Genomic DNA, 24,310 nt, shown 5'->3' with positions numbered 1-24,310 from the left:
TGATAAATACTTTTATCACTGGGATTTTTATGCATAACCATAGGTATACAAAGCATACAGATATTCTCTGGATACTTTAGAATCACATGATAAAGGTATTCTTAAACTGGGTACAAAAAACTAAGCCCTCCTAAAAAAGGACATCCAATTATTTGTTCCCACTATCAAATTGACAGTTTATTTAAGAATACCTTGCCGCATATTTATTAACTCCTTTTAAATAGATACTTAAATTATAGCACGTAAGAGCATATTTGTAAAGGAATCTCCAATTTTTTATCAAAGAGAGTACGTGATTACAAAATAGCTGTAATAATGTACCAATATTTGTTATTCTATAATCTTCCAATTACTCCCGTTCTTTTCAAGTACCAAATCAAATTGAGATACCTGCGTTGCTTTGGTCTGCTGGTCGATATACTCCACTGTCAGCGATACCGTGACTTGATTATCCTTACGATTGTGAATAGGATTTACCAGTTCTTGAAAGATGTACTCTTTTCCGATTGGTTTTAATATCCCGTCATTCACATAGTAGGAAAGTTCACTGGCTGTCGCTGTAGGATAGAGCTTGAAGAACGTCGTTAAAAACTCATTGATTTCATTGGTTGTAATGGAATCAACCGTCCCCTCACTTTCAATGGCTTTTGGTTTATAACTTGATTTCTTAGGTATGTTGGTAATGGTCGGATTCTTAACCAGTACCATATTTCCAGAACCATCTACATAGACACTCACTATATAAGCAGAGTGGACGGTCTTTGTATTTTCTCCCTCTGTAATGAGCTGGTCTACACTGTAGGTTACATTAAACTCATTGTCGCCAGTTGGCTCTACCGTCCATATCTGAAATCCTCTTACAGAAGACGATACAGGAATATCTTTGCGTACTGTATCAACATTGAGAGCTTGAAGTTCATCTGTCAGATAGACTTTTAGACTTTCCATTCGATTATCAATGGACTTATCGGATTGCTCCCATGAATAGTAGACTTTCGCAAAGTTCTCTACAAAATTTTCTACATGATGAGTATCAACGTATTCCTTTTCTATGATAGTTGTTTCGTGAATAGTATGAGTATCTATAGCTGTAAAGTGCTTGAATATCGCAAAGCTGAAACTAAGCCCTAAAAGTACCCACAAGGCAATCACAACCTTTTTATGAGGATTGACCTTATAGTAGACACGAGGTTTCTTTTCCTTTGGTATCTGTTTTTCTTTATTCTGATTTTTTCTAAATTTCATCATTAAATCTTCCTTTCTCATTGTTTGATTCGTCCTGCTCCCACTAAATGCTGTTGCCAGTAGGGGCTTGTTAAGTCGGCATAACCGATTGGGTCGCCTGCATGAAACATACGGTTATTGCCAAGGTATATCCCAACATGAGTAATATAAGAGCCAGCGTTATAGGTAGAATGAAAGAAAACCAAATCGCCAGCTTGTGCTTCCGATAGTGGGATATGCTGGGTCACATCATATTGCTGTTGTGCGGTTCGTGGTAAGTTAATTCCAGCTTTTCCATACGTCCATTGTGTCAGTCCGCTACAATCAAAAGAAGTAGTCGGGGAAGCTCCACCGTAAATGTATCGCCAGCCCTCATATTTCAGTGCTTCGTCCATGATGGCTTGTACCGTATCATCATCAAACTCTGTTGTGACAAGATACTGCGTTACCAGTTGCACATAAAACATATTGCCATAGTTGTATCGCCAGCCCCCATTGATAGGTATGGCTATGGGATTGGGGTAAGACACTTTTTCGCCACCTGAATACTCTTTTGAGAAACTTTGAGCCAGTTCAAAGGTATATTTATTTCCACGATTAGCCACATACCCTAAGAAACCACCACCATAATTGTAGGACTGGATAACCGATTCTAAATCTACACTGAGCCTTTCGCTACTGGCTAATAATTCACTGAAATACTTCACACCTTGCTTAATGGATTCTTCTGTACTCAATGAATTAGGTGGAAGACCGAGGGATTCCGAGGACTGCATAACATCTTCCGCAGTACCGCCCGATTCCACCTGTATAATCGCAAGAAGTATGTTGACATATTCTTCAACGCCATATTCTTTGGCATATTTTTCTACCATAGGCTTATGAGCCAGCACTTCTGCGGAAACATTCACACCTCCATAATGAATATTGGAAATTCCGCTGTCCTGTTCATCTGAAAATAAAATGGCAACAAACAGAAGCAGTGAGAAGACCATCAAGAATAATCCAGAACCACCAATCACTAAAGTTTTCAACTTCATGGTTTCTTACCGACTTTCTTAATGGTGGCGGTTTTGATTGGTGGTCTACTTCTTGTATTTTGTAGTGGTACTCTTTGAACAGTAGACGGACGTTCTTTTGTGATTGGACGTTGTGAAGTTCTATCTGCTGTAGTGGTTGAAGTTGCTGGCTTTTGAACGGTTTTTTCTTGAACGGTATTGCCTTGGCGTTCCACTTTTGGACTTGAAAAATCGGACTTAACTGCTGGACGCTCTTGTTTGGCTTGTTGAGATTCCTTATATGAAGTCTGAATATTAGACTGTTTTGAGGTCTGTTCATCATGATATTGTTCTTGTCTTGTAGTCGGTCTTTCATGAACAGAAGAAGCAGGCTGTTTTTTCTGTTTGACCTGTTCCATTTCAGAGCGACGCTTCGCAATGGTTTTTCGCCTTTGTTCCTGCTGTTCCTTGCGTCCACTGGCTCTGTCCGCTTTGGTTTGAGAAATACTACTGGTTAAATCACGGACATTCTCTTTTACTTTGGATTTTCCTTGATATACTGCATATCTTGCATTGGTCGGCAAATCTTTAACCTGTTCTTTCAAACCACTAGCAGTGTCTACCATTCTGTCTTTGGTATCAGCTACTGTACCGATGGTTTGACCGATACGTTTTCCAAGTGTTGATTTTTCCTTTCCGTCTGGTCGGGAGTGATCTGCTTGTGTCCTTGCAGAACTCCCCGAACCCGACTGTCCTTTTTTACCTGTAACAATGGCAGACCCAGCCCCTAGAGTAGTCATGGAACGTCCAAGTTTCCGCTGTAGACGGTGCATGTGAGCGTGCATAAGCATACGAGGTTTTCTCATCACACGACTTCCCACACTTTGAGAATCGTTACTCTGTAGAGAAAACATACTCATTAAATCGCCCAGCTTGAAGTAGATTCCTGCAAAGGTCACAATCTGTAGAAAAGCAATCAAAAAGAACGGATAACCAGCCGATAAGGTATAGAGCATGGTTGAAATACTAAATGCTGTCGTAATAATCAATGTGATTCCAGCTCGTGTCAAAATGGTATTAAAGAGCTTTGTTATGGCTCGTTTTGACATACCATCAAATGATGGAATCATGCTTAAAATAAAGCTCACAGGCAGAAACATAGCATAGATGATAAAAAGTACCTGCGAGAAAATCATGATTCCTGTTAATAGGAATACAAATATGGAAATCCCAATATTGAAGACAAATAGGAAGAAGACTGTACCTAAACGGTTAATGGTCTTTGTAATGGTTAGATTGGTATTGCTTCTGTCTTCAATTTCTTCCGCAACAATTTTTTCTCTGTCTTCGCCATTGTTGGAATCTGGGCTGGTGGAGAGCAGGCTTTCCACACGGTCAATACCGATACTTTCAATGTCTGAACTGTTGTATTGAAGCAGTAGCCACGGTTGCTGAACCTGTATGGAAAACAGGCTATCTCTGATTAAGTCCACTCTGTCCTTGCCTTGACTATCGGAATGGGGCATGACAATCTTCGTGCCAAGTGATAAACTGGCATTACTGATGTCTGATGAAAAGTCATTGATTTTTTTAATGTAGTCGGGAGCGTAGGCAATAAAGGAAGCCGATAGGATAAACACCAGCACAAAATTCATAATGGCATGAATTGCCTTTGTGGTTTCTCTCTTTATCAGTCCCGTATAGGCAACATAAACCCCAAGAACCAAAATCAAGAGTAAGAGGAATCCAACATAGAAACCCTCTGTTGAAAATCCGTTTGCACTCACACCAGCTAAGGTCTGCATATTCTTACCAATGGAATCTGCTGTAGCGGAAATGAAGTCTAAGGAATAGGCTTCCTGTACTAAGTAACCTGTCGCATTGGAAACATACAAACTGATTGTCCAAATAAAATTGGTAATGGCATATAGTCCATACATGACCTGTTTTCCAATCCCGTCCGACCAGTTCCACGGAAGCCAGCCCCAGCTATTATCCACATAAAAATCCAGTTGATAGTTTTCAAGTGGGTATCGGCTGTATTCATTTGCCACATTGACCGTATCATCTACCAAGCCCGCAGCTTGAACCACCGTTCCCAGCATGGCTAAAAGAAAAATGGCAATCACAAGTGTGAAAGCCACTGTCATTGCCACTTTACCTAGACGTTTCAGCGTCCAGTTTGATTTTATTCTGTTTACTATTGATGGTTTCACATTTACACCTCTTTTCGCACAGGTGGTCTGGTATCAAAGGCATGGAGCAGTTCTTCAAATACAGGGTGGAACTGTATCACACCGACACGACCATATAAATCACTGATAAGGCATTGCCCGTTTTCCAAATCACGCAATCGCTTCTGATTGTTTTCGTCCTCTGGGTCTACACCAAAAAAGGCTAAGGTCTTTTTAATCTCGTTAAGGTCAGTGGAACGAAATGCAAATTTTAAGCCGAGGTTATTTTTCAGTTTTTCATCTAAGAGGTCGTCTGTATTTTGGGTCACGAAATATACCCCAGCGTTCATAGCACGACCAGCCCGAACCAGCTTCATAGATAGTGTTTTTCCTTGTGCTACCTGTAAAAAGCTCCATGCTTCGTCTAAATCTACAATCTTGAAAATGCTTCGGTCTGTATGGATAAAGTCTAAAGCAAAGGTACTAATGACAATCAGCATAGCAACGGATAAAAGCTCCATAGTGGTATATTCCTCAAAGGAAGTTTCCTTGTCGGGAAGTACCAAGTCCGCAACCTGTATAATGTTCAGTTGTTTTTCTAAGCTGATAGACTGCTCCACATAACCATTACTGAATAATAAATGTGCAAAGTCATAGTCTGTAAAACTTTCGATATGGTCGGCTATACTGGTACTTAGTGGCGTATTCTCAACCCGTAATTCCTCAATCACTTTCATCAACCCTCGTACTTCACTATTGGTTACTGCACGAATGGCTTTTCTAAGGATTGGGAAGCGTTCCCCATCACGAGAGGAAATCCCCGTAAGGAATGTCAGAATATCAATAGCCAGTGATTCAGAATCTTTGGGATTTTTCATAATCACATAAGGGTCAAGTAAGCCTTTGTTTTTCTCATCAGAAGTCAGAGTGACGATATTGATTTCATGGGAAATCTCTGGCAAGGTTTCTTTCCATCTGCCACGTTCTGCTTTTGGGTCTACAATCACTGCTTGTGCCCCATAAAGCACCGCATAATAGACGATAAGGTTATTCGCAAAGGATTTACCACCACCCAGCGAACCAACAAAAGCCGACGCTAACGCATTGGTTACTGAACCCTTAACCCCTTGACTGGCAAGAGCAGGTTTCAGATAGACATTGCGTCCAGTATCTAAGCTGTAGCCAACATAAATCCCCTCATTTTCCCCCAGCATTTGAGTAGCACCAAAACCTAAACCAGCGAGGAAATCAGAGGTCACGTATTGAATATAATCATTCATATAACGCTTGCTGGCAGGTAAAAATTCTTCATGTAAGCCGAGCATATCCCCAAATGGTCGTACCAGTTTTACGCTTAAATCGTCATAAAAATCTTTCACTTCATTACAACGACGTTTGAGTTCGTCAAGATCATTTGCTGATACCCTTACCACATAAGACAGCTTGTACATAGATTCCTTGCTTTGGTCTAAATTGGTTTCCAGCTCATTCACACTTTCCAGAGCTTCCGCCACATTGGAGCTGGTTTCATTATCACTTTGCCAAGCGTGGTTATCCAAGTCTTTCAGTTCTTTCTTTTTATTGCGGACAGTAGATAGGGCTTTACGATTCGCTACAATTTCCACATTCATTGACGTATCAATCGGGAATGTAAATTGCTGTTGCTGGTAGTAGAAGATTTCAGAGGACGGGAAGTCCAGTTCTCCGACAATGCTGTTAATGGTAAAGTAAGCTACATAGACGGTTTCATCTTCCTGCTGGATTTTCAAATATCGCTGTTTTTCTTCCACCAAACAGCGAGTAGGCTTAATCAAGTCATAGTATTTAATCAGCGTTTCATTATCCAGCTTTTTCTTTGATAGATGGTACTCATACTCTTCATAGGCAGTGCCTGTCTGTCCGTAAAGGTGTTCAATCAGATAGCCGAAGTCGTCCTTATCTAACCTGCGGATTTTGAAACGACGAGAGATTTTATTTTCTAAGAGCTTTTCCATCTTCTGAAAACGCAGGATTTCATCATTACTCATACTAACAAAATCGCCCATCAGCTTATGGTTCACATCATAGACAAAATCAGACAAAGCATTTTTTGCTTCAACGGTAAGACTTTTCATAGAAAACTCCTGATCGTTGAGAAGCAACTTAAAGCCGATAAAGAAACGGTAGTTCACTTGATTTTCGCCAATCATGGATATTAAAGCGTCTGTCTGTTGGTCGATTTTGTCATAGGCAACCGCTTTGAGCTTGCCAGTGACTTCATTTTTGGAACGCTCTTGTGCAGAACGTATGCTGGATTCTGTACTGATTTGTAAAGCATGAATTTTGCCATCACGATTTTGTGCGATAAGCTGTCTGAAAGAATCATGCACTTGTATTTTCTGTTCTGGACTTAGAAATGAGTAATTGTAAGGAACAAGCTCATAGTAAGCATAACATTCCCCGTCTTTATTCCAGACGAGATTGTTTTCAATGTATTTAATTGGATATGCCATAAAATTCACTCCTAACTGCTGTAATGGCTTCTTGTGGCTGGTTTCTGCCAAGCGTTACTTTTTTTTCCTGCATAGGTCAGCTTTGGTCGCAGTGCATAAGCAATGACAGACTTCAAAAATCCATAAGGCTTTTTACCATCAAAAGTTTTTGTAGACATAAACCATGTGAAAGCCACAGGAATCCCAAAGTATTTGAGAAATGCTCCCTCTATCATGGAAAGAGGGGGCAAGTTGCCAAGTATCATCACTGCAAAGAGTGACACGACAAACCATGTCATTTGCGTAAAGGTTATGGGAAACGGAAGTCTAAAATCATTGATAGAATACAGTACCTTTTCCACAGACCAGATACTGGTATAGCTTCGTATTTTCTTCATGTAATCAATCCTTTCATAAAAAATAGGGGTAGCTGATTGAGCCACCCCGTAAAATAGAAAATCTGCCAGTAGTAATGTACCGACAGATTTAATAGACGATTTCAAAAATCCCATGATTGGTTGAGATAAACGTTCCTGAAAGGTCTAAATCCCGACCATAGGCTTGATAATCAATATAGTTTTGAAGACTAGCTGGTACTTCGCCTAAAGCACCCGTTTCTTCAATGTAGTAGCGTGCCACGTCATACATATCATCACAATCGGAATGAATGATAATATCCTCTTGATGTTCGCTTAGTTCTTCAATGCTTGAAAAATGAGTGAGCAGAGCAGATAGCTCCGATTGTAATTCTTCGGGTAATTCCGATACCATTTCCCATAGTCGATTGAGTTCGCCAATGGAAGTGTATTCGTCAACCGTAAAGGGTAACTCGTAGTCATGAATGGCGTATTCCTCATATTCATCATTCAAGCCGATTTTCTCTTTGACTTCCTCAAAGTCAATGGGAAAGGTAAACCACGCACCGACCAATTCGCCCTCATTGTATTTGCCTAAATTCGCAATATAGACTTGCATATCGTCCATATATTCACGTCCTTTCTTTGTAGAGATTCAAAAATCCCTACCGCACTTCGTTTGGTGTACCATTCCTTTGCGGAACATAAGAAAACCACTTATATTCCACAAAAGAACGGTTTTATTTAAGCACCAATAATGCGATTGAATAGCTCTAGTAAAATGTCTTTTACTCCAGCAGCGTTGAAGACTAAGCCAACCGCAATAATCGCAATAATTAAAAAGCCAATCAGTTTGCTAAACTCACGCTTGAAGCCAAGATACAAGCCAATCACAACGATTGCTAAAAGCACCAGTGATTGAGCGTTTGATAGAAACCAGTTATAAAGGTTTTGTCCAAAATTCATAAAAATGTTCTCCTCTCTATATTCAATGAATTTGTATTTGAGTTATTTTTTTGTTGTTATCACGTCCTGTTCTTTTACTGACTGTTGCTTCAAAATCTGCTTGTGTCGGTCTGTCAGTTTCGCATGGTCGAGAATGTCTTTTACAACCTGCGTCTGGTTGATTTCATCAAGTTTAATCGCAACCTTTAAGGTCGGGGCAACTTGATGAGATAGCCAGTTCAGCGTCCTTTGGAAGGAGTAAGGCTCTGGTTTTGTGGTTAGTTTTAATCGTTCACGATTGTTCCCAATAAACCAAGCCCATTCTTCATTCAGTTTCCAATCAGAACGAGGTTTGGAATCGTCTTTATCTACAAAACGGATATACCGATTGATAATTTTAAAGGCGGTATGCTCTGGATTGTCATAGACGAGTAAATCACGGACTGCATAATAGGCACGCTCATTTTTCAATCGAATCTCAAAACGGTTTTTTACTTCTGCGTCTTCAATGGGAATATCATTTTTCTTGTACTGCTCGTAGTCCTTTTCATAGATACAGAAATAAACTTCACTTTGTAATGAACCGATATAGAGGGTGTTTCCCATACATTCCTTTTCCTCTTTGCGTACCAGTTCGCCACTGCGATAGCTTTTAAAACTGCGGAAGACGGAGATACATTCTTCCTGTTGGCACTTTTCAGTGAGTACAGGGATATTCAAAATCCCTGTCTTATCGTTAATGGCAAGGTCAAGGCGTTTCATCACACCGCCAGCCACCAAAACGTCCATAAAGAACTCATACCAGCTTCTTTGTTGTGCCAGAAGATAGCTTTCAAATTGTCTGCACCCACGACCTTTCAATTCCACCAGAACTCCTTTGTCCAGTTCATGGGAGCAAAGGACGAATATGTCGCCTAAAGCATAATGCTCTGAATAAGAATAGAAACCATAGTCCTCATGAAGAAAATAGGACAGTTTCAGTTGTAAGATGTTTTCGACCACCTGCTGTACGTCTGTTGTCGGAAAGCGAATCCTTACATAATCAAACAGCATTTCAAGGGGAGCGTCGGGATTGAAGCGTTCCAGAGCTTCCCAAAGGGACTGCTGTAAATCCTCTGATGGCTTGACTTTTCCTGTTTCAATATCGCTTAGATACTGCCTTGTAATACCAGTCGCAACAGCTAAACGGTTTTGAGATAGTCCATAAGCCAAGCGTTTTTCTTTTAAATGCTGTAACCAAGTTTGTTCATTCAGTAAAAATCCCTCCAATCAAAAAGGCGTATGTCAACTTTTAAAGCCCATTTGACATACGCTGAAATTTTGTAAATCCCTTGTAACCAAAGGATTTTCTAATGTTTTTTTGACTGTTTCCTGTCGATTTGTACCCCCCTGTTAGATACGGGGGGTTAAGTGCTGGCGTGGCTATTGCCACACCAGCCAGCAAGATCAGTCCACACCTGCGACTTCCGCTTCGCACGTCGCCTGCGTGGACTGTCTGCTGTTGGATAACTTTTTAATTTCCTCCAAGAAATCATATCCTTTTGGTACAAGGGGAGTATAAAACTCTGATATGACACTTGTTCCTACATCAACATAGCCACGACCTTTGATTCGCTTTAAGAAGAAATCCTTTTGTACGTCACTGCCAAACATCATGCCATAGCCCATTTCAGACATACGACCTAAAGCCACTCTGAAATTAAACTGATCACGGATTCCGTCGCCTAAATATTTTGCGTCTGGACGTTGACAAGCCAGTATTAGAAAGAAGCCAGCTTGACGACCTAACATGACAATCTGTTTCAGCTTATTCATAACTGCGGTGTTTTCTTTTGTTCCCAGCATTTCCATGAAAGCGACGTATTCATCAAAGATTAAGAAGTGTGCCGGGAGACCTAAGTAAGCATAATTTTTGCCAGTCTTATAGTTCTTCATCTGCTTCATTTCCTCACTACGTTTCATCATTTCTTCATAGAATGTTTCAATGCAAGAAAGCAAGTCTTCTTTTCTATAGTAGACATTTGCCATCACAGAACCTAAGTCCGCAAGGTCAGCATTTTTCGGGTCAAGAATATACAGTTTTGAATCTGTATGAAGCAAGGCTTCAATCAGTGTCAGTATAAAGTAAGTTTTACCGCCACCTGTACCACCAGCAATCAACATATGAGGGAGCTTATCATATTCCCACCATACGTTTTTCATTAAGCGAAGTTTACCATCTTTAGCTTCTACTTCATCAATAGAAATACGACTGGCTATGGTGTCATAGAGCAAAGTATATTCCACATAGGAATCCTTTAACTCTTTATCCGTCAGCTCACAGTACAAGCCACTCTCTAATTTCTTTTCCAAGTGTAAGAGTTGGTCTTGATATTTTCCCAGCGTGATTTCCACCCGTATCTGTATCAAGCCATTTTTAAGTCGATAATACATTTTAGGGAAGTAGGTTATCTTTTCCTTTGTACGACCAGCACTATCTTTAAAGAAACCCTCTGTTTTGACCTGTTCAGATTCATACCACTTGTTTTCAAGTATCATCTTTGCCAGTTTTTGACGGTGGTAAAGTTGTTTAACCGTATCATAGCGAACCCGTTTGAATACAAACGCTACCAGCAAGCAGATAAGAATTGCGACACTGAAACTGATAATTAAATAGGGAATGTCAATCTTATCTGCTTGTGATAGGTTAAAATCCTGCCAGTTGATCTGCTGGATTGTCTTCACATGAAACAGTCCGACAACCAGCAGGAAAACAGGCAGGAGTGACGCTATCGTAAAATGAAAGACTAAATCTTTACCAGATGGGCGAATCCTTTTACCACGCTGTTTCATGCGAAAAAGTCTCCTTTCTACCTAGCGACTATTTGTCTTGTGTCGGTTCTTTCTTTGCTTGTGGTTGAGCTTTGAATGAACTAGAATCCTTTGTCAGCACAATATCGTCTGCCTTGATATACCAGTCAACATCTGCTCCTTGATAGGTGGCAGTAGCAACGGTGTCCGCAATGGGATTGATAAGTTCCACCCGTGCGTTATAATCAAACTCTTTCAAAGGCACGCTGGCAGGAATACTTACTTGAATCATGCGTCCTTGTCCTTTGGATTTTAAGTCATAGGTACGTTCCTTGATTTCATCTGAAACCGACCCGTCTTCATTTTGGATTCTCACTTCACGACGTAGAGCAGAGAATTTCAATTCTCCAAAAGTCGTGTCTTTATCTAATACAATGCCATTTGCTAATCTCATCATTTTTCCTCTCTTTCTTTATTCTTTTATCATGTCGTCAGCATGTAAAAGGTAATTTGTAAAACCACGAGTGCCGATTTTGTAGCCCTCTGCGGTAATACGTGGATTGACTAACTTCACACGTTCCTCAAAGCCGAAATGTTTTTCGCCAGCTTCAGCAGGAAGCACCACCACAATATCATCTGCTCTTTGAACATCAGAATAGAGATTATAGCTTCTTGATAAGACAGTTAGCCGTCCGTTGATTCTTCGCTGAACGACTTTATCCTCGCCAGCAAATTCTAAATTGCCGAATGTTTTTTCCATGTTGGGAATCACAAATTTAAGTTCCATATTTTTACCTATCCTTTCTTTTTTATTGGCTGAATGAATGTTTGATGGTCTTAAAGAGTGGGGAACGACCTTTTGATTCTTGATTTTTTGTTTTCATAAGTTCACTTCCTTTCAAAATCGGGTAAAAAAATAGACACCTCATTTTTTGAAGTGTCTACCTATTAAATATTCAAATTTTATTGGAAGTATCTTTATATCTTCACTTTTCAAGGATAAATCGTCGTATCAAAGCTCATTCATAAGTAGTAAATTAGTAGTAAATTGAGTGGTTTTGACCTTGATAAAGTGTGATAAGTCCAGTTTTTATGCGGATAACTAGATTTTTATGCTATTTTTCTCTAAAAAATAGTGAAAAGTTATCAAAAATACAGAAAGTTATCCTGAAAATCCGTAACATTTACAAAGAATTTTCACTTAATTGTATAAATATCCTATTCAGCTTTACAGCTAGTTTTGATTTTTAGTTCTACACACAACTATTAATTCCAGTTCATAAGTAATTCACTTTTATTTTTTACAAACAAAAAGAAGCTAAAAACTAGCTCCTAAGTATTTATTATTCATTTCCTCACTTCTTGTTTATAAAATTCTTTTAAGGCATCTTTCCAAGTTGGAATGACAAATCCTGTTGCTTTGGCTTTGACCAGACTCATTGTTGAGTTTAGCGGACGTTTAGCCTTAGCAGGGAATTGGCTCGAATCTACTGGCTTAACTTCGACATCTGTATCCTTCAAAATCTCAATTGCAAAATCATACCAAGTTGTATCTTCCGTCGCATCATTCGACAAATGATAATAACCAAATTCCTTGCGATTATCAGCTAAATATGTCATAAATTCAGCCAATGTACGTGTCCAGGTTGGACGACCATGTTGATCATTTACAACGGTCAAGGTTTCATGAGTTTTCGCAAGATTTTGCATCGTGAAAACGAAGTTTTTGCCGTAATTCCCAAAAACCCAGGCAGTACGGATAATATAGAAGTTTGAAACGTATTTTTCTACCAGTTCCTCACCCATGCGCTTAGTACGACCGTATTCAGTTTGCGGATCTGGTTTGTCATCTACTTCCCATTCTTGTCCAACAGGCTTCCTACCGTCAAAGACATAGTCAGTAGAAATATAGACAAGAGTCGCACCGTACTTTTCGGATGCTTTAGCAACATTTTCTGTCCCTGTCACATTGATGGCAAAATCCAATTCTTTTCCTTCATCCTCTGCCGCATCAACAGCTGTATAAGCTGCACAATGGTAGACTATAGTCGGTTTCACTTTGTCAAAAACTTTCTCAACTATTTCTGCATTGGTAATGTCCATCTCAGCCACATCAACCGCAACGTATTCTTCATTACGCTCATCCAACAGATAACGAAGTTCAGTTCCTAATTGACCATTTGCCCCTGTAATTAAAATCATTTTGCTTCCTTTCAACGAGTTCTCGATTCTTCAGTATAGCAATAGAGGTTGAGACAAAAGATATCGACCTCAATTTTATTTTTCAAGAACCTCTTGTGTCTTCGCATAGTTGGCTTCAACAGCCTCTTTTTCTCCCTGCCACCACTCTTGATTATCTTTATACCATTGGATGGTTTCTCTAAGACCTTGTTCGAAGTTGGTAAATTCTGGTTTCCACCCCAACTCATCACGGAGCTTGCTTGCATCAATTGCATAGCGCAGGTCGTGTCCTGCACGGTCAGTCACATGATCATAGGCATCGGCAGGTTGTCCCATTTCCTTAAGGATAAGTTCCAAAACTTCCTTGTTGTTTTTCTCACCATCAGCCCCAATCAAGTAGGTCTCACCAATTTGACCTTTTGTTAAGATTGTCCAAACACCTGAAGAATGGTCATTGGTATGAATCCAGTCACGAACGTTCTTACCTTCACCGTACAGCTTTGGCTTAATTCCACTTAGGATGTTGGTAATTTGGCGAGGAATGAATTTTTCGATATGCTGGTAAGGACCGTAGTTATTTGAACAGTTAGAAATCGTTGCCTTGACACCAAATGATCGTACCCAAGCTTTGACAATCAAATCTGAAGCTGCCTTAGTTGATGAGTAAGGCGAACTTGGATTGTATTTTGTTTCAGCAGTAAATTTCTCACCTGGACCTTCACCATGACCTGGTAAATCTTCGCGTAAAGGGAGATCCCCATAGACTTCATCTGTTGATACATGGTGAAAACGAAGATCATATTTACGCGCTGCTTCCAAAAGTGTGTATGTTCCGATAAAGTTAGTATAAATAAACGGTGATGGATCATTCAGTGAATTATCATTATGGCTTTCCGCCGCATAGTGCACAATGGCATCTGCTTGAGATGCCAACTTGTCTACCAATCCCACATCCGCAATATCACCCACAACCAACTCAACACGATTCCCTAAGATATCCTCAATATTAGCGCGATTCCCAGCATAAGTCAACTTGTCTAGGACTGTCACGTGAACATCTGGAAAATGTTTATAAACATAGTGGACAAAGTTGGAACCGATAAAACCAGCTCCACCCGTCACTATGATATTTTTGTATTCAGTCATATTCTTTCCTTCTTATAAATCCTCTTTTTTCAAAGGTTTCACATCCTTAAGTAATGGATGATTTTTATCTGCTTCTGAAACCTCTGCTTCTGCAAGATTTTCCCATTCGATACCAAGAGCTGGATCAGCATAGTTTACAAAGACGTACTTAGATTTGAGTTCTAGTGCCCAGTAATCATTGACCAGATAACTATATGAAACTGTATCTGATAAAACTTGGAAACCATTGGCCACACCTCGAGGAACAAAGATTCCCTTACTTGCGTCAATTACTGTTTGATAGGTGTTTCCGAAGGTTTCACCCTCACGTAGATCAACCCATGCGCCCAGAACTTTCCCACCATCTGCTACAGAGATGTACTTATCCCAGGGTTCTGCGTGTAAACCACGAAGAACATTCTTTCGAGAGAAGGATATATTGTTTTGCAATTTCCCATCTCTAAAAAAAGATTCAGGAAAACCAAGAGGAAGCATTTTTTCTTTCTGAAAATTTTCTTTAAACCAGCCACGGTTATCCCCATGTACTGGAATATCAAACTCGAGCAGACCTGGAATCGTTTCAATCTCGCGTACCGCTAATTCTTTATCAAAAAATTGTTTCGTCATTATGATTCTCCAATTAAACGGAGCAAATATTGCCCGTATTCATTCTTCTTAAGAGGTTGAGCAAGGGCCAATACATCTTCGCGACTGATATAACCCATGCGATAAGCGATCTCTTCCAAGTTAGCAACCTGAACATTTTGCATCCGTTGAACTGTCTCAATATACTGAGAAGCTTCTAATAAGCTCTCATGTGTCCCTGTATCTAACCATGCAAAACCACGTCCTAAAAGTTCAACAGACAAAGCTCCACGTTCTAGGTAAGCCTTGTTAACGTCTGTAATTTCCAATTCACCACGAGAACTTGGTTTAATACTTTTAGCAATCTCTACTACATCATTATCATAGAAATAGAGTCCCGTAACGGCATAATTTGAGCGAGGGTGTTCTGGTTTTTCTTCGATAGAGATAGCGTTCATATCTTGATCAAACTCAACAACACCAAACCGTTCTGGATCTTTAACATGGTAGCCAAAAACAGTCGCTCCTGACTCCTTACTTGTTGCCTTTTGTAGCATCTTAGAAAGACCAGGTCCATGATAGATATTGTCTCCTAAAATTAGAGCAACACTGTCATCACCAATAAATTCCTCGCCAATGATAAAGGCTTGTGCCAAACCGTCTGGACTCGGTTGCTCCTCGTATGAAAGTTTAATCCCAAACTCAGAACCATCTTGGAGTAGTTCTTTAAAGCGGGGTAAATCTTGTGGAGTTGAGATAATTAAAATATCTCTAATTCCAGCTAGCATCAGAGTTGAAAGAGGATAATAAATCATCGGTTTATCATATACCGGCATCAGCTGTTTTGACGCAGCTCGAGTCAAAGGATATAGACGTGTCCCCGAACCACCTGCGAGAATAATACCTTTCATTATAGACTACCTTTCTAGATACTCCTTATTATAATCTCATAAAAGATTATACGTTATTTCAAAAAATACTGAAAATTACAGTTAACCGAATTGCTATAGTAGAAATATAAAAAAATCAATCAAATTTTTTTAATGCCGTTTTTAAGTAATATCCTGCTCGAATATTTTTTCCTATTTCTTGAGAACAGCTCACTAATTTTTGATATTCTTCATCCGATAAAGATTGGATTTTTTCAGCTAGATCAGATAAAGAGTCTACCGCAATTCCACAGCCGTTTTCAAGCACAAAATGTGACAAGGCCGACTGTTTCCAAACTACAAGTGGGAAGCCTGACGCCAGATAAAGTGAAGCTTTGTGGGAGTTGTTATAACGGAGGTATTCGCCAAAAAAACCACTACAGGTCTCAGAACTATCTCCATCCCAGACCAGACCAAAACCACCCTTTAAGGCTGCAGGAAGTTCATCAGGTAAGAAAGAACCAAAGTAGGTCTCATTTTCAAGTGCTCTACTCTCATCGAAGCCAACTCCATAAAGATTATAAGCAGGTTCTGCAGGAAGTGAGTATAGATAGCCAGCTTTTTCATGTGCCAAATTACCAGCCACAATAATGGGATTATCTTTTGTCAGACTACTCTTTTCCTGGAAATTTGGAATCAAATAGTCAAAAATCCCAAGACTGACAATCTTATCTTCCGCCACTCCTTTATCCACCAAAACTGACTTCATAATAGGATTATGGGCAATGATACCAGTCACATAATGAAATGTATCACTTTCCGTTAATTTCATCCGTAACTTTCTTCTAAATGGAAGAGTTTTATCATTTACAAAGCGTAGTGTTTCCAAATCATGAACTAAAAAATAAACCTGAATCCCCCTCTTTTTAAGAGATTTTAATAAACGGCTAAGAAATATAGAATGATGCAACAAAGGAAATTGAATGACAATTTCATCATTTTTCTTTAAGAATTTGAAGGATTGCAATAGAGCTCTATATTTATGAATTTGAGCATGAAGGAGATTCATTTGATACCAGTTATTTACTAACACCTTCAACGGGGTATATCCTAAATCTTTTAGAACCGTTTCAACGTCATTACGTGCCTTATTGCCCGCATTTTTTACATTAGCATCATGTAAAAATTCTTCTTTTAGATAGTATTTCATAATTTACTTCTCATTTCTCAAAAGATGATTTTTCAGGGTAATTTTTTTCTAATTTTTCAATGAAGCATAGGAGATTTTTTTCATTGAAATTTTCATCATCATTCACACACAGTAATTTTCTTTTTTTATTATTAAAAATTCGATCTAATTGGCTTACTTGATTAATATCAATATATTCACCAAAATTCTTTGACATAGGGAAAAATTGATTACTTTCAATTTGCCAGTGAGAACAGATGTATTGATTGACATCCACTCCATAATCTCTAATCTTATTTCTGGATGTTCTATCCAAAGTCTCACCTTCAATGTCCCACAAATGTGACAAAGTACTCTTCTTCATCGGTACAGGCAGGTGCTGATTCACATAGCCTGTAGGTCCCCACGGAAAGAGTAGCAAATTCTTCAGAGTCAAGAACCCATAACGGTAGTTAAAGAACTTCCAAGGTGAAGATTTCATGGCCTCCTTATGAGGAAAATGACGATAAATCAACTCAACATCATTGCGATAAATTTTGGTAAATGACGACCAAGGCACTATAGCATCATACACAGCTAAAAGTTTAGGTTGACCATTTTTATAGAAGTCTGAAGGTTGAGTATCCTTTATCATGAACATATCATCATTGAAGTAAATGAAATGTTCAGATAAACCTTCAATACGATGAATATTTAACTCGATTGCTGACGAATTAAAACTAGGTAGGTACTCTTCAGGCATAAATTCCTTATGAGTAATCCATCTGAGTTTTGGATGCTCCAAGTTCAACCAGTCAGGTTTTTGTCCGTTAGTGATTAAATAAACATTATTTACCCAAGGAGCATGTTTTTCAATCATTCGAAACCAATAATTAAAAATACCATAGTCACGATAACGTTGCTCTCCATCAATTTCTTGGTTCAAATCTGAAACTCGACCGGAAACAGCTTGTTTCTCACGGATAAACTCCGGGTTACTGCCATCTACCCAGAGGACAACGATATCAATTTTTTCTTCTGTCATTTACTAAATTCTTTCTCTACGACTTCCAAAGCACGCTCAATAACCACGTGCATGTCGTAGTATTTATAGTCTGCTAGTCGCCCACAGAAGATGACCTTGTCATTTTTGGCTGCTTCTTCTTGGTACTTGGCAAACATGGCGTTGTTCTTTTCATCGTTGATTGGGTAGTATGGTTCATCTCCACGTTTCCAATCTGCTGGGTATTCACGTGTGATAACTGTCTTAGGTTGTGTACCATATTCGAAGTGCTTATGCTCAATGATCCGAGTATAAGGAATCTCACGCTCTGTATAGTTAACTACGGCGTTACCTTGATGATTTTCCTCATCCAAAACTTCATGTTCAAAACGCAGGCTACGGTATTCTAACTCTCCGTGCTTGTAGTCAAAGTATTGGTCAATCATCCCTGTAAAGACAACTTTATCAGCTGAAGCTTCCAGCTCTTCACGATTAGCAAAAAAGTCAACGCCAAGTTCTACTTCTACATCGCCCAACATATTTTCAATGATGACGTTGTAACCACCAATTGGAATCCCTTGATAACGGTCGTTAAAGTAGTTGTTATCAAAGGTCAAACGAACTGGAAGGCGTTTGATGATAAATGGTGGAAGGTCTGTGGCAGAACGGCCCCACTGCTTTTCTGTATATCCCTTGATCAACTTTTCATAGATATCTGGGCCAATCAACTTAATCGCTTGTTCTTCCAAGTTTTTCGGTTCAACATCTTTCATGTCAGCCGTTTGCTCAGCAATTTTGTCCTTAACCTCTTGAGGAGTCTTAGTGCCCCACATGGCGTAAAAGGTATTCATGTTAAATGGAAGATTGTAAAGACTGCCCTTGTAGTTGGCTACTGGTGAGTTGATATAGTTGTTAAATTCAGCAAACTGGTTCACATAGTCCCAGACTTTTTTGTTTGACGTATGGAAAATGTGGGCACCGTACTTGTGGACGTTAATACCTTCAACATTCTCACAATAGATATTACCACCGATGTGACTTCGTTTATCAATTACTTTTACTTTTTTCCCGCGTTTAGTAGCTTCGTGTGCGAAGATTGCCCCAGACAAACCTGCACCAACGATAAGATAATCGTACATAGTTTACTCCATTATTTTTTTATTAGTTGTTTTAATTCTTTCACATCCATCACTTTCAGAGATAGGATTGCAAAAAGGTAAACGATTCCACCAAGTACTGCAAATATTGCGACATTTATAGTTGGTGTAAAATGTATAACTGTTTTTGAAACTAGCAAGAGACCATACATGATGGCTGATGCTAGAATAATTTTCAACATTGTTCCAATAATTGGAACATCTTTTAAGTATTTTCGAGTAAAGAACAATTGAATTGCCCATACAAGCGCCTCTGTTAAAACAGAGACAATAGCTGCTCCTATATACCCAAGTTTAGGAAGGAATAGCAAGTTCAAACCTACACTGATTATTGCGGGAGCTGTTGTTGAAATCATGAATTCTTTATTTCGGTTATGAGGTATCAGTATCTGAATTCCCATAATATTAGTCCAACCGATAAAGAACATCCGGAAAATCATGATGGCAATTGCATAACGTGCATCTTGAAAATCCTGTCCCAGAAAAAATCGAACAAAATCATCATTGACGATTAAAATTCCTGCCATCATTGGGAAAATGACCAAATTATAAATTAAGAAGGACATTTCATGCATCTTGTTAACAGCCTTGTGGTCCCCTGAAGACAAGAGGCTTGATACACGGGGCAACATCACACTTCCTAAAGACGTAACCAAGGTTAGAAGGATATTTACTAATTTTAGAGCTTGGTCATAAATTCCTACATCTTTTGTAGAAGCCAAAGCTCCAAGCATGGTTCGATCTAAGGTAACATACAAAGAAATCGCAACTTGAGGTAGGAACAATAAAATAATCGGTTTAAAATGGCGTTTTGCATATTCTAAATCAACATGGGGTCTGCCAATAAATTCTCGAGCAGGTAACCACATGCTGAGTTGCCCCAATAGTTCAAATATGGTTAGCAAAAAGACATAGAGATAAAGATCATTTGCCGATTTGACAAACAGGAAGATGGAGAGGACGCCAAGGAGTTTGACCGTAATATTTCGAACAGTAATCTTTCGAAAATCCTCCAACCCTTGAAAGAGCCAGGAAATGTCTAATCCCTTCGAAACCAGACTTAAACCTAAAATATAGGCGACGGGATTTTGCATAAAAGGAAGCAAGAAACAAAGAATGGCGTACAAGAATAGAGAAAAAGCTGTAGCACCTATTTGCAGAGAATAAATCCCCCAAAAATTTTCCCCAATTTCCTCTCGATGTCCTGAGATTACTTTAGTCCCATAATTAGCAACTCCTAAGGTCGCTAAAAGAATAAAATAAGTAACGATGGAGTTAAAGTAACCATAGGTCCCTAGATCGTCCGATGAAAAGATTCGCGTCACATAGGGGGTCGTAATGATTGGGAGTATAATCACCAACAATTGATAAGAGAGATTGTAGGCGTAGTTTTTAAGTACTTTCATGATAATTCTATTCTATTTTTTGTTTCGTATTGAACTGGAAGAAGGCTAGCAAAAAGTGTAAATATAAAAATATTATAACCAGGTCTTATCCAAAAAGCTTCAATCATACAATTAATTGTAATAAGAGATAATAAAGCCAAAAATAAAAACTTACCCTGTTTATAAATTTTTATTGATGCAAGCACATAAATAAATACAAGCAATACGACAGGAACAACCCCATAGTAGAATAACATTTGAATATAAGAAGAGTCTACATAATTGTAACTATAAACTGATTCTGTGGTACCACCATATCCAATAAACTTAACCCCTGTTGCTCCAAATAAATGTAAGCCATAGGTATTTATTGCATTTTTTCCTAAAAACAACCTCATACTGAATAAGTTGTTTAAACTCACAAATAGTGAAGAAGACCATGTGAAGAAATATGATAGGTAAAACATTAACAAAGAAAAAATAGCCGCAAAATAAGGTAGAATTCGATAAATTATAAATTTCCTTTCTTTAGTAAGATACATTACAATAAAAATAATTGTCGCTACAAGTATGGAAAGTGCATTCAACCTAGCGTCACAAAACTTGATAATGAAAAATGCCAAACTTATACCTACTAACGTTCTCAATACAATAAATTTTTCACGAAGTAAATATCCCCAAGCAATAAATAAATAAAAGCAGTGGGACGCAAAATCAGTTGGATAAATGAAACCAAAGGAGTTTCTAATTACTAATCCAGACGAGCGGATCTGGGCAAACTGTAAATTGGGAATAACACCTAGATTTGAGAATAAGAAAATGACTAATACTATCGTCCCTGATACAATAACATATGTTCTTAAGATAACGTCTATTTCTGCATTATATAATAATAAAATTAATAATGAATAAAGCAGAAAATTAGTCCCACCCGTGTGCATGAATACAATTAAGCTAGTTAATAATAACAAAATCGCTGTTAAGATATAAAAGAAAGTAAATTTTTTTATATATATAAATCTAAAACATAATAATAATGAAAAACAGATTAATAAAACAACCGGAAGGTTTGGTATCGTTCTGTTTAACATTGTTGTCATAAGTGTATCGTACCCAACAATTAGGGACAATACTAGAATAACCAACAGGTTCTCAAACTTAATTTTTAACATAATACCTTTTTACTCTTAATAAAATAACCACATCTATTTAAAAGCAATCTTACGTAAGATTGGATTCATTTTTAGTTTTTCGACAAATATAACGGTACGAAATTTTTTTGATGTAAGAAGATCAATACACAATTTCCGTAGGGATGAGGAGATATCTTTCCGTCTTAATAACATCTTGTAAGACCCAATTATTTGATTCCTATTTCCAAAAAAAATACTTTCAAATGCTTGATTATCAACTAAAGATTGTAATAATTCTATTTTTTCTTGTACTCTCAAACTTAAATTTGAAATTTGAAAAGCTGCACTGGCAACAATTTTAGTCTTAATTTCCTGAATTAGTGTATCATCTTCAATTTTAAATTGTTCTAGTAATTTTTGTAGAGCTTGGAGTTCATCTAATTGAATCTCGATTCTCCTAGGATTGAACTCGGTTAAGGCAGAGCCACTTCTACCAGCAATATAATTATAAAGAGTCGAATCAATAAAAAGGATGTTATCTAAATGTTGATAAACTTGGAAATTAAATAGAGTATCTTCTCCTATTGGTCTACTAGGAAACTTAATATTATTTTTTAGAATGAATTCTTTGTTATAAATTCTCGACCAAACATTATACATCATATCAGTTTTGAACAGATCTATAAAGTCATTCCTAAATTCTTCCTTTTTAAGAAGTCCTAGGTGCTGATAAGAATGAGTACGACAAGACAAAATAGTGTTATTGTTTTCTTTAATTTCATTGTAACCAAAACAAAGAACATCCCATTTACCATTAAGATTAGGGCATATTTGTTCAAAGAAATCATCTGATAAGAAATCATCTGGGTCCATAAAGTATAAATAATTTCCCCTCGATAAAGAAATACCTAAATTCCTAGCTTCTGCCACTCCGTTATTTTCAATGTGACTAACAAAAACATTCGGAAAATGACTTTGATACTCATCACAAATTGCACCACTTTTATCACTTGAACCATCATCAATTAGCAGAATTTCATATGTGATGGATGACAGTTGCAAAAGAATTGAATCTAGGGCTCTTTTTAAATAACCTTCAACATTAAATACTGGAACAATAATGCTCAAATCTATATTATCCATTAACTCTTCATCCTTAATTTATGACGAATAAACTCTAGTGTCCATTTTTCTTTTTTAAATTTCTTTAATATTGTTGATTTTACATATTCCCAATAGAATTTATTTCTTGTTACTTCTAAAAGTTCTTCCTTAGAAATTTTCTCTCCAATAACTAATTGATTTGGTATAACATAAAATGAATCGACTAATTTAAACTCAGGACATTTAATCATCCTCTTTTGGAAATGTGCATACAGAGGACGCTTAACCACTATATCACCATCAATTAAATTTATTGATTCCAAACCATTTTCCTCTGACCAAAAATAATAACGTCTAGGTTCATTTTCACCATATTCTCGAAATGAGAAATGACTAATATCGATATCATCAAAAAATTTATCTTGCAGTTGTTTGAAATTAGTTTTTTCAAAAATCTTTTGGATACCGTCTGCCTCATCAAAAATAAAAGTTTGCTCATTAGTGAAGACATTTTGATAATCCAATCGATAGTTTGAACCTTGGCCAGACATAAATATATAGTTAACCTCTTGTGAATTTTTAAATATTTGTAGGTGCCCAAAAAGACCATATCGAGCATAATCATTCTCAAAAAAGCTATGCTTTCCCAGAAATTGATAAATATCACCAAGTAAGACATCTGTATCACAAAATCCCCAGTAATCATACTCTTTTAATTCTTCTTCAAAAATGAGCCCGTAAGCAACCCTATAGTCACATAATTTGTAAGGTGTTTTGAGAGAAATTTTAAAATCAAATTTAGACTGGATTTTTTCTCTTAAATCATCAAAAGAAAGAGTTACAAATTCTATATTTTTAGCATTTAAAATTTCGAATTGGTCAACCTTTTGATCCGTATAAATTAAGAAATCAATTTTTTGATTACGTTTAGCGGTCAACAAAAAATAAGGGAAAAATTTTGGAAGTCTTCCAAAATATGGAATAATAAGTCTTATTCTTTTCATTTAGTTAGATCCTCTCCACCCTTATTCAACCAAGTTACAGCATTAAAATAGCGGTGGTACGTTTTTAAATCGACGCCAACGTATCCTTGCTTCTCAGCTGATTTAAAATGAACTAAGGAAGGTAAGTCACTATAATTCTTCGAAGAGAAAATCACCTTACTCTTGTATGGAAGTCCTTCAAATTCTTTCATCAACTCATAAGTACAAGCATCGTTATCATTGAATTTGAAATATAGATTATCCCAGTGAATGCGTGCCAAACGACGATGCCATTTCTGGCTTGCTTCTTCTTCATCTGCATAATGCAAGAAATGAAGTTCAATATCATCAAGAAGGGCAAGTGGATAGGCATTATCAAAGTCCTCGATATATTTTGATTCCTTAACAAATTTTAAGGGGATATCTCCACTCAAATAATATTTTAAATTCTTGAGCATTTTGATGTAATCAGGTGAAAAGACAAACAGCCCAACAAACGGTGTCTGATAAGGCAAGCCCAACTCCTGATAAACCTTTCCAGCCCAGCAATTATCACAAATAATTGTGAAATTCTTATTCTTGAGTCGTCGTCTTGGGATAAAATTAATAATTGGATAAACGATTGGTTTTAGTTTATTCTTTAGTGTTTCACTGTTCAT

Annotated in this window: 24 protein-coding genes; all 24 read right to left on the bottom strand. The window is 37.7% G+C overall.

What is annotated here, in order from left to right; all coding sequences use genetic code 11:
- On the bottom strand, nt 1-56 hold a 56-nt coding region (locus tag HMPREF9180_RS10225), incomplete at its 3' end, for a hypothetical protein (RefSeq protein ID WP_425268497.1).
- 274 nt (nt 57-330) lie between these two features.
- Entirely contained in the window at nt 331-1,266 is a 936-nt protein-coding gene (locus HMPREF9180_RS09775; protein WP_006146376.1) for a conjugal transfer protein, read from the bottom strand.
- Nucleotides 1,263-2,264 (bottom strand): bifunctional lytic transglycosylase/C40 family peptidase, encoded by a 1,002-nt coding sequence (locus tag HMPREF9180_RS09770; protein ID WP_000769867.1) that lies wholly within the window; start codon nt 2,262-2,264, stop codon nt 1,263-1,265. Before HMPREF9180_RS09770 ends, HMPREF9180_RS09775 begins: the two co-directional genes overlap by 4 nt.
- The gene (locus tag HMPREF9180_RS09765) at nt 2,261-4,438 is read right to left on the bottom strand and encodes a CD3337/EF1877 family mobilome membrane protein (protein ID WP_006146375.1); all 2,178 of its coding nucleotides are present in this window, start codon (nt 4,436-4,438) and stop codon (nt 2,261-2,263) included. Before HMPREF9180_RS09765 ends, HMPREF9180_RS09770 begins: the two co-directional genes overlap by 4 nt.
- Before the next feature lie 2 nt (nt 4,439-4,440).
- A complete protein-coding gene (tcpF, locus tag HMPREF9180_RS09760; protein ID WP_000331160.1) occupies nt 4,441-6,888 on the bottom strand; it encodes a conjugal transfer ATPase TcpF in 2,448 nt (815 codons plus the stop codon).
- 11 nt (nt 6,889-6,899) lie between these two features.
- A complete protein-coding gene (locus HMPREF9180_RS10040) occupies nt 6,900-7,265 on the bottom strand; it encodes a conjugal transfer protein (protein ID WP_425274381.1) in 366 nt (121 codons plus the stop codon).
- A gap of 88 nt (nt 7,266-7,353) precedes the next feature.
- On the bottom strand, nt 7,354-7,851 hold the full coding sequence (locus HMPREF9180_RS09750; protein ID WP_000342539.1) for an antirestriction protein ArdA: 498 nt from the start codon (nt 7,849-7,851) through the stop codon (nt 7,354-7,356).
- Nucleotides 7,852-7,967: 116 nt separating this feature from the next.
- Entirely contained in the window at nt 7,968-8,189 is a 222-nt protein-coding gene (locus HMPREF9180_RS09745) for a hypothetical protein (RefSeq protein WP_001009056.1), read from the bottom strand.
- A 42-nt stretch (nt 8,190-8,231) separates the two neighbouring features.
- Nucleotides 8,232-9,437, bottom strand: a complete 1,206-nt coding sequence (gene mobT / locus HMPREF9180_RS09740; RefSeq protein ID WP_000398284.1) for a MobT family relaxase — start codon at nt 9,435-9,437, stop codon at nt 8,232-8,234.
- A 177-nt stretch (nt 9,438-9,614) separates the two neighbouring features.
- Nucleotides 9,615-11,000 (bottom strand): FtsK/SpoIIIE domain-containing protein, encoded by a 1,386-nt coding sequence (locus tag HMPREF9180_RS09735; RefSeq protein ID WP_000813488.1) that lies wholly within the window; start codon nt 10,998-11,000, stop codon nt 9,615-9,617.
- Between the two features lie 28 nt (nt 11,001-11,028).
- Nucleotides 11,029-11,415, bottom strand: coding sequence for a YdcP family protein (locus HMPREF9180_RS09730; protein WP_000985015.1), 387 nt, complete (start codon nt 11,413-11,415; stop codon nt 11,029-11,031).
- A 15-nt stretch (nt 11,416-11,430) separates the two neighbouring features.
- Complete coding sequence (locus HMPREF9180_RS09725; protein ID WP_000420682.1) at nt 11,431-11,745, bottom strand: YdcP family protein; 315 nt, start codon at nt 11,743-11,745, stop codon at nt 11,431-11,433.
- A gap of 560 nt (nt 11,746-12,305) precedes the next feature.
- Nucleotides 12,306-13,160 (bottom strand): dTDP-4-dehydrorhamnose reductase, encoded by an 855-nt coding sequence (gene rfbD / locus HMPREF9180_RS09720; RefSeq protein WP_006146373.1) that lies wholly within the window; start codon nt 13,158-13,160, stop codon nt 12,306-12,308.
- A gap of 75 nt (nt 13,161-13,235) precedes the next feature.
- Nucleotides 13,236-14,285: a dTDP-glucose 4,6-dehydratase gene (gene rfbB / locus HMPREF9180_RS09715; protein WP_006146372.1), complete on the bottom strand. Its 1,050-nt coding sequence runs from the start codon at nt 14,283-14,285 to the stop codon at nt 13,236-13,238.
- Nucleotides 14,286-14,297: 12 nt separating this feature from the next.
- Complete coding sequence (locus HMPREF9180_RS09710) at nt 14,298-14,891, bottom strand: dTDP-4-dehydrorhamnose 3,5-epimerase family protein (protein WP_006146371.1); 594 nt, start codon at nt 14,889-14,891, stop codon at nt 14,298-14,300.
- Complete coding sequence (gene rfbA / locus HMPREF9180_RS09705; RefSeq protein ID WP_006146370.1) at nt 14,891-15,760, bottom strand: glucose-1-phosphate thymidylyltransferase RfbA; 870 nt, start codon at nt 15,758-15,760, stop codon at nt 14,891-14,893. The genes HMPREF9180_RS09710 and rfbA overlap by 1 nt, the downstream gene beginning before the upstream one ends.
- 115 nt (nt 15,761-15,875) lie before the next feature.
- Nucleotides 15,876-16,928: a glycosyltransferase gene (locus tag HMPREF9180_RS09700; protein ID WP_006146369.1), complete on the bottom strand. Its 1,053-nt coding sequence runs from the start codon at nt 16,926-16,928 to the stop codon at nt 15,876-15,878.
- Between the two features lie 10 nt (nt 16,929-16,938).
- Nucleotides 16,939-17,931: a stealth family protein gene (locus HMPREF9180_RS09695; RefSeq protein ID WP_006146368.1), complete on the bottom strand. Its 993-nt coding sequence runs from the start codon at nt 17,929-17,931 to the stop codon at nt 16,939-16,941.
- On the bottom strand, nt 17,928-19,028 hold the full coding sequence (glf, locus tag HMPREF9180_RS09690; protein WP_006146367.1) for a UDP-galactopyranose mutase: 1,101 nt from the start codon (nt 19,026-19,028) through the stop codon (nt 17,928-17,930). The genes HMPREF9180_RS09695 and glf overlap by 4 nt, the downstream gene beginning before the upstream one ends.
- Nucleotides 19,029-19,039: 11 nt before the next feature.
- Nucleotides 19,040-20,452, bottom strand: coding sequence for a flippase (locus tag HMPREF9180_RS09685; protein ID WP_006146366.1), 1,413 nt, complete (start codon nt 20,450-20,452; stop codon nt 19,040-19,042).
- The gene (locus HMPREF9180_RS09680) at nt 20,449-21,603 is read right to left on the bottom strand and encodes a hypothetical protein (protein ID WP_006146365.1); all 1,155 of its coding nucleotides are present in this window, start codon (nt 21,601-21,603) and stop codon (nt 20,449-20,451) included. The genes HMPREF9180_RS09685 and HMPREF9180_RS09680 overlap by 4 nt, the downstream gene beginning before the upstream one ends.
- Before the next feature lie 33 nt (nt 21,604-21,636).
- A complete protein-coding gene (locus HMPREF9180_RS09675; RefSeq protein ID WP_006146364.1) occupies nt 21,637-22,707 on the bottom strand; it encodes a glycosyltransferase family 2 protein in 1,071 nt (356 codons plus the stop codon).
- Entirely contained in the window at nt 22,707-23,672 is a 966-nt protein-coding gene (locus HMPREF9180_RS09670; RefSeq protein ID WP_006146363.1) for a DUF6625 family protein, read from the bottom strand. Before HMPREF9180_RS09670 ends, HMPREF9180_RS09675 begins: the two co-directional genes overlap by 1 nt.
- Nucleotides 23,669-24,310, bottom strand: a complete 642-nt coding sequence (locus HMPREF9180_RS09665) for a DUF1919 domain-containing protein (protein ID WP_006146362.1) — start codon at nt 24,308-24,310, stop codon at nt 23,669-23,671. Before HMPREF9180_RS09665 ends, HMPREF9180_RS09670 begins: the two co-directional genes overlap by 4 nt.

It is taken from the genome of Streptococcus peroris ATCC 700780 (assembly GCF_000187585.1).
Lineage (GTDB): Bacteria > Bacillota > Bacilli > Lactobacillales > Streptococcaceae > Streptococcus > Streptococcus peroris.
This window is presented reverse-complemented; position numbering and strand designations above follow the sequence as displayed.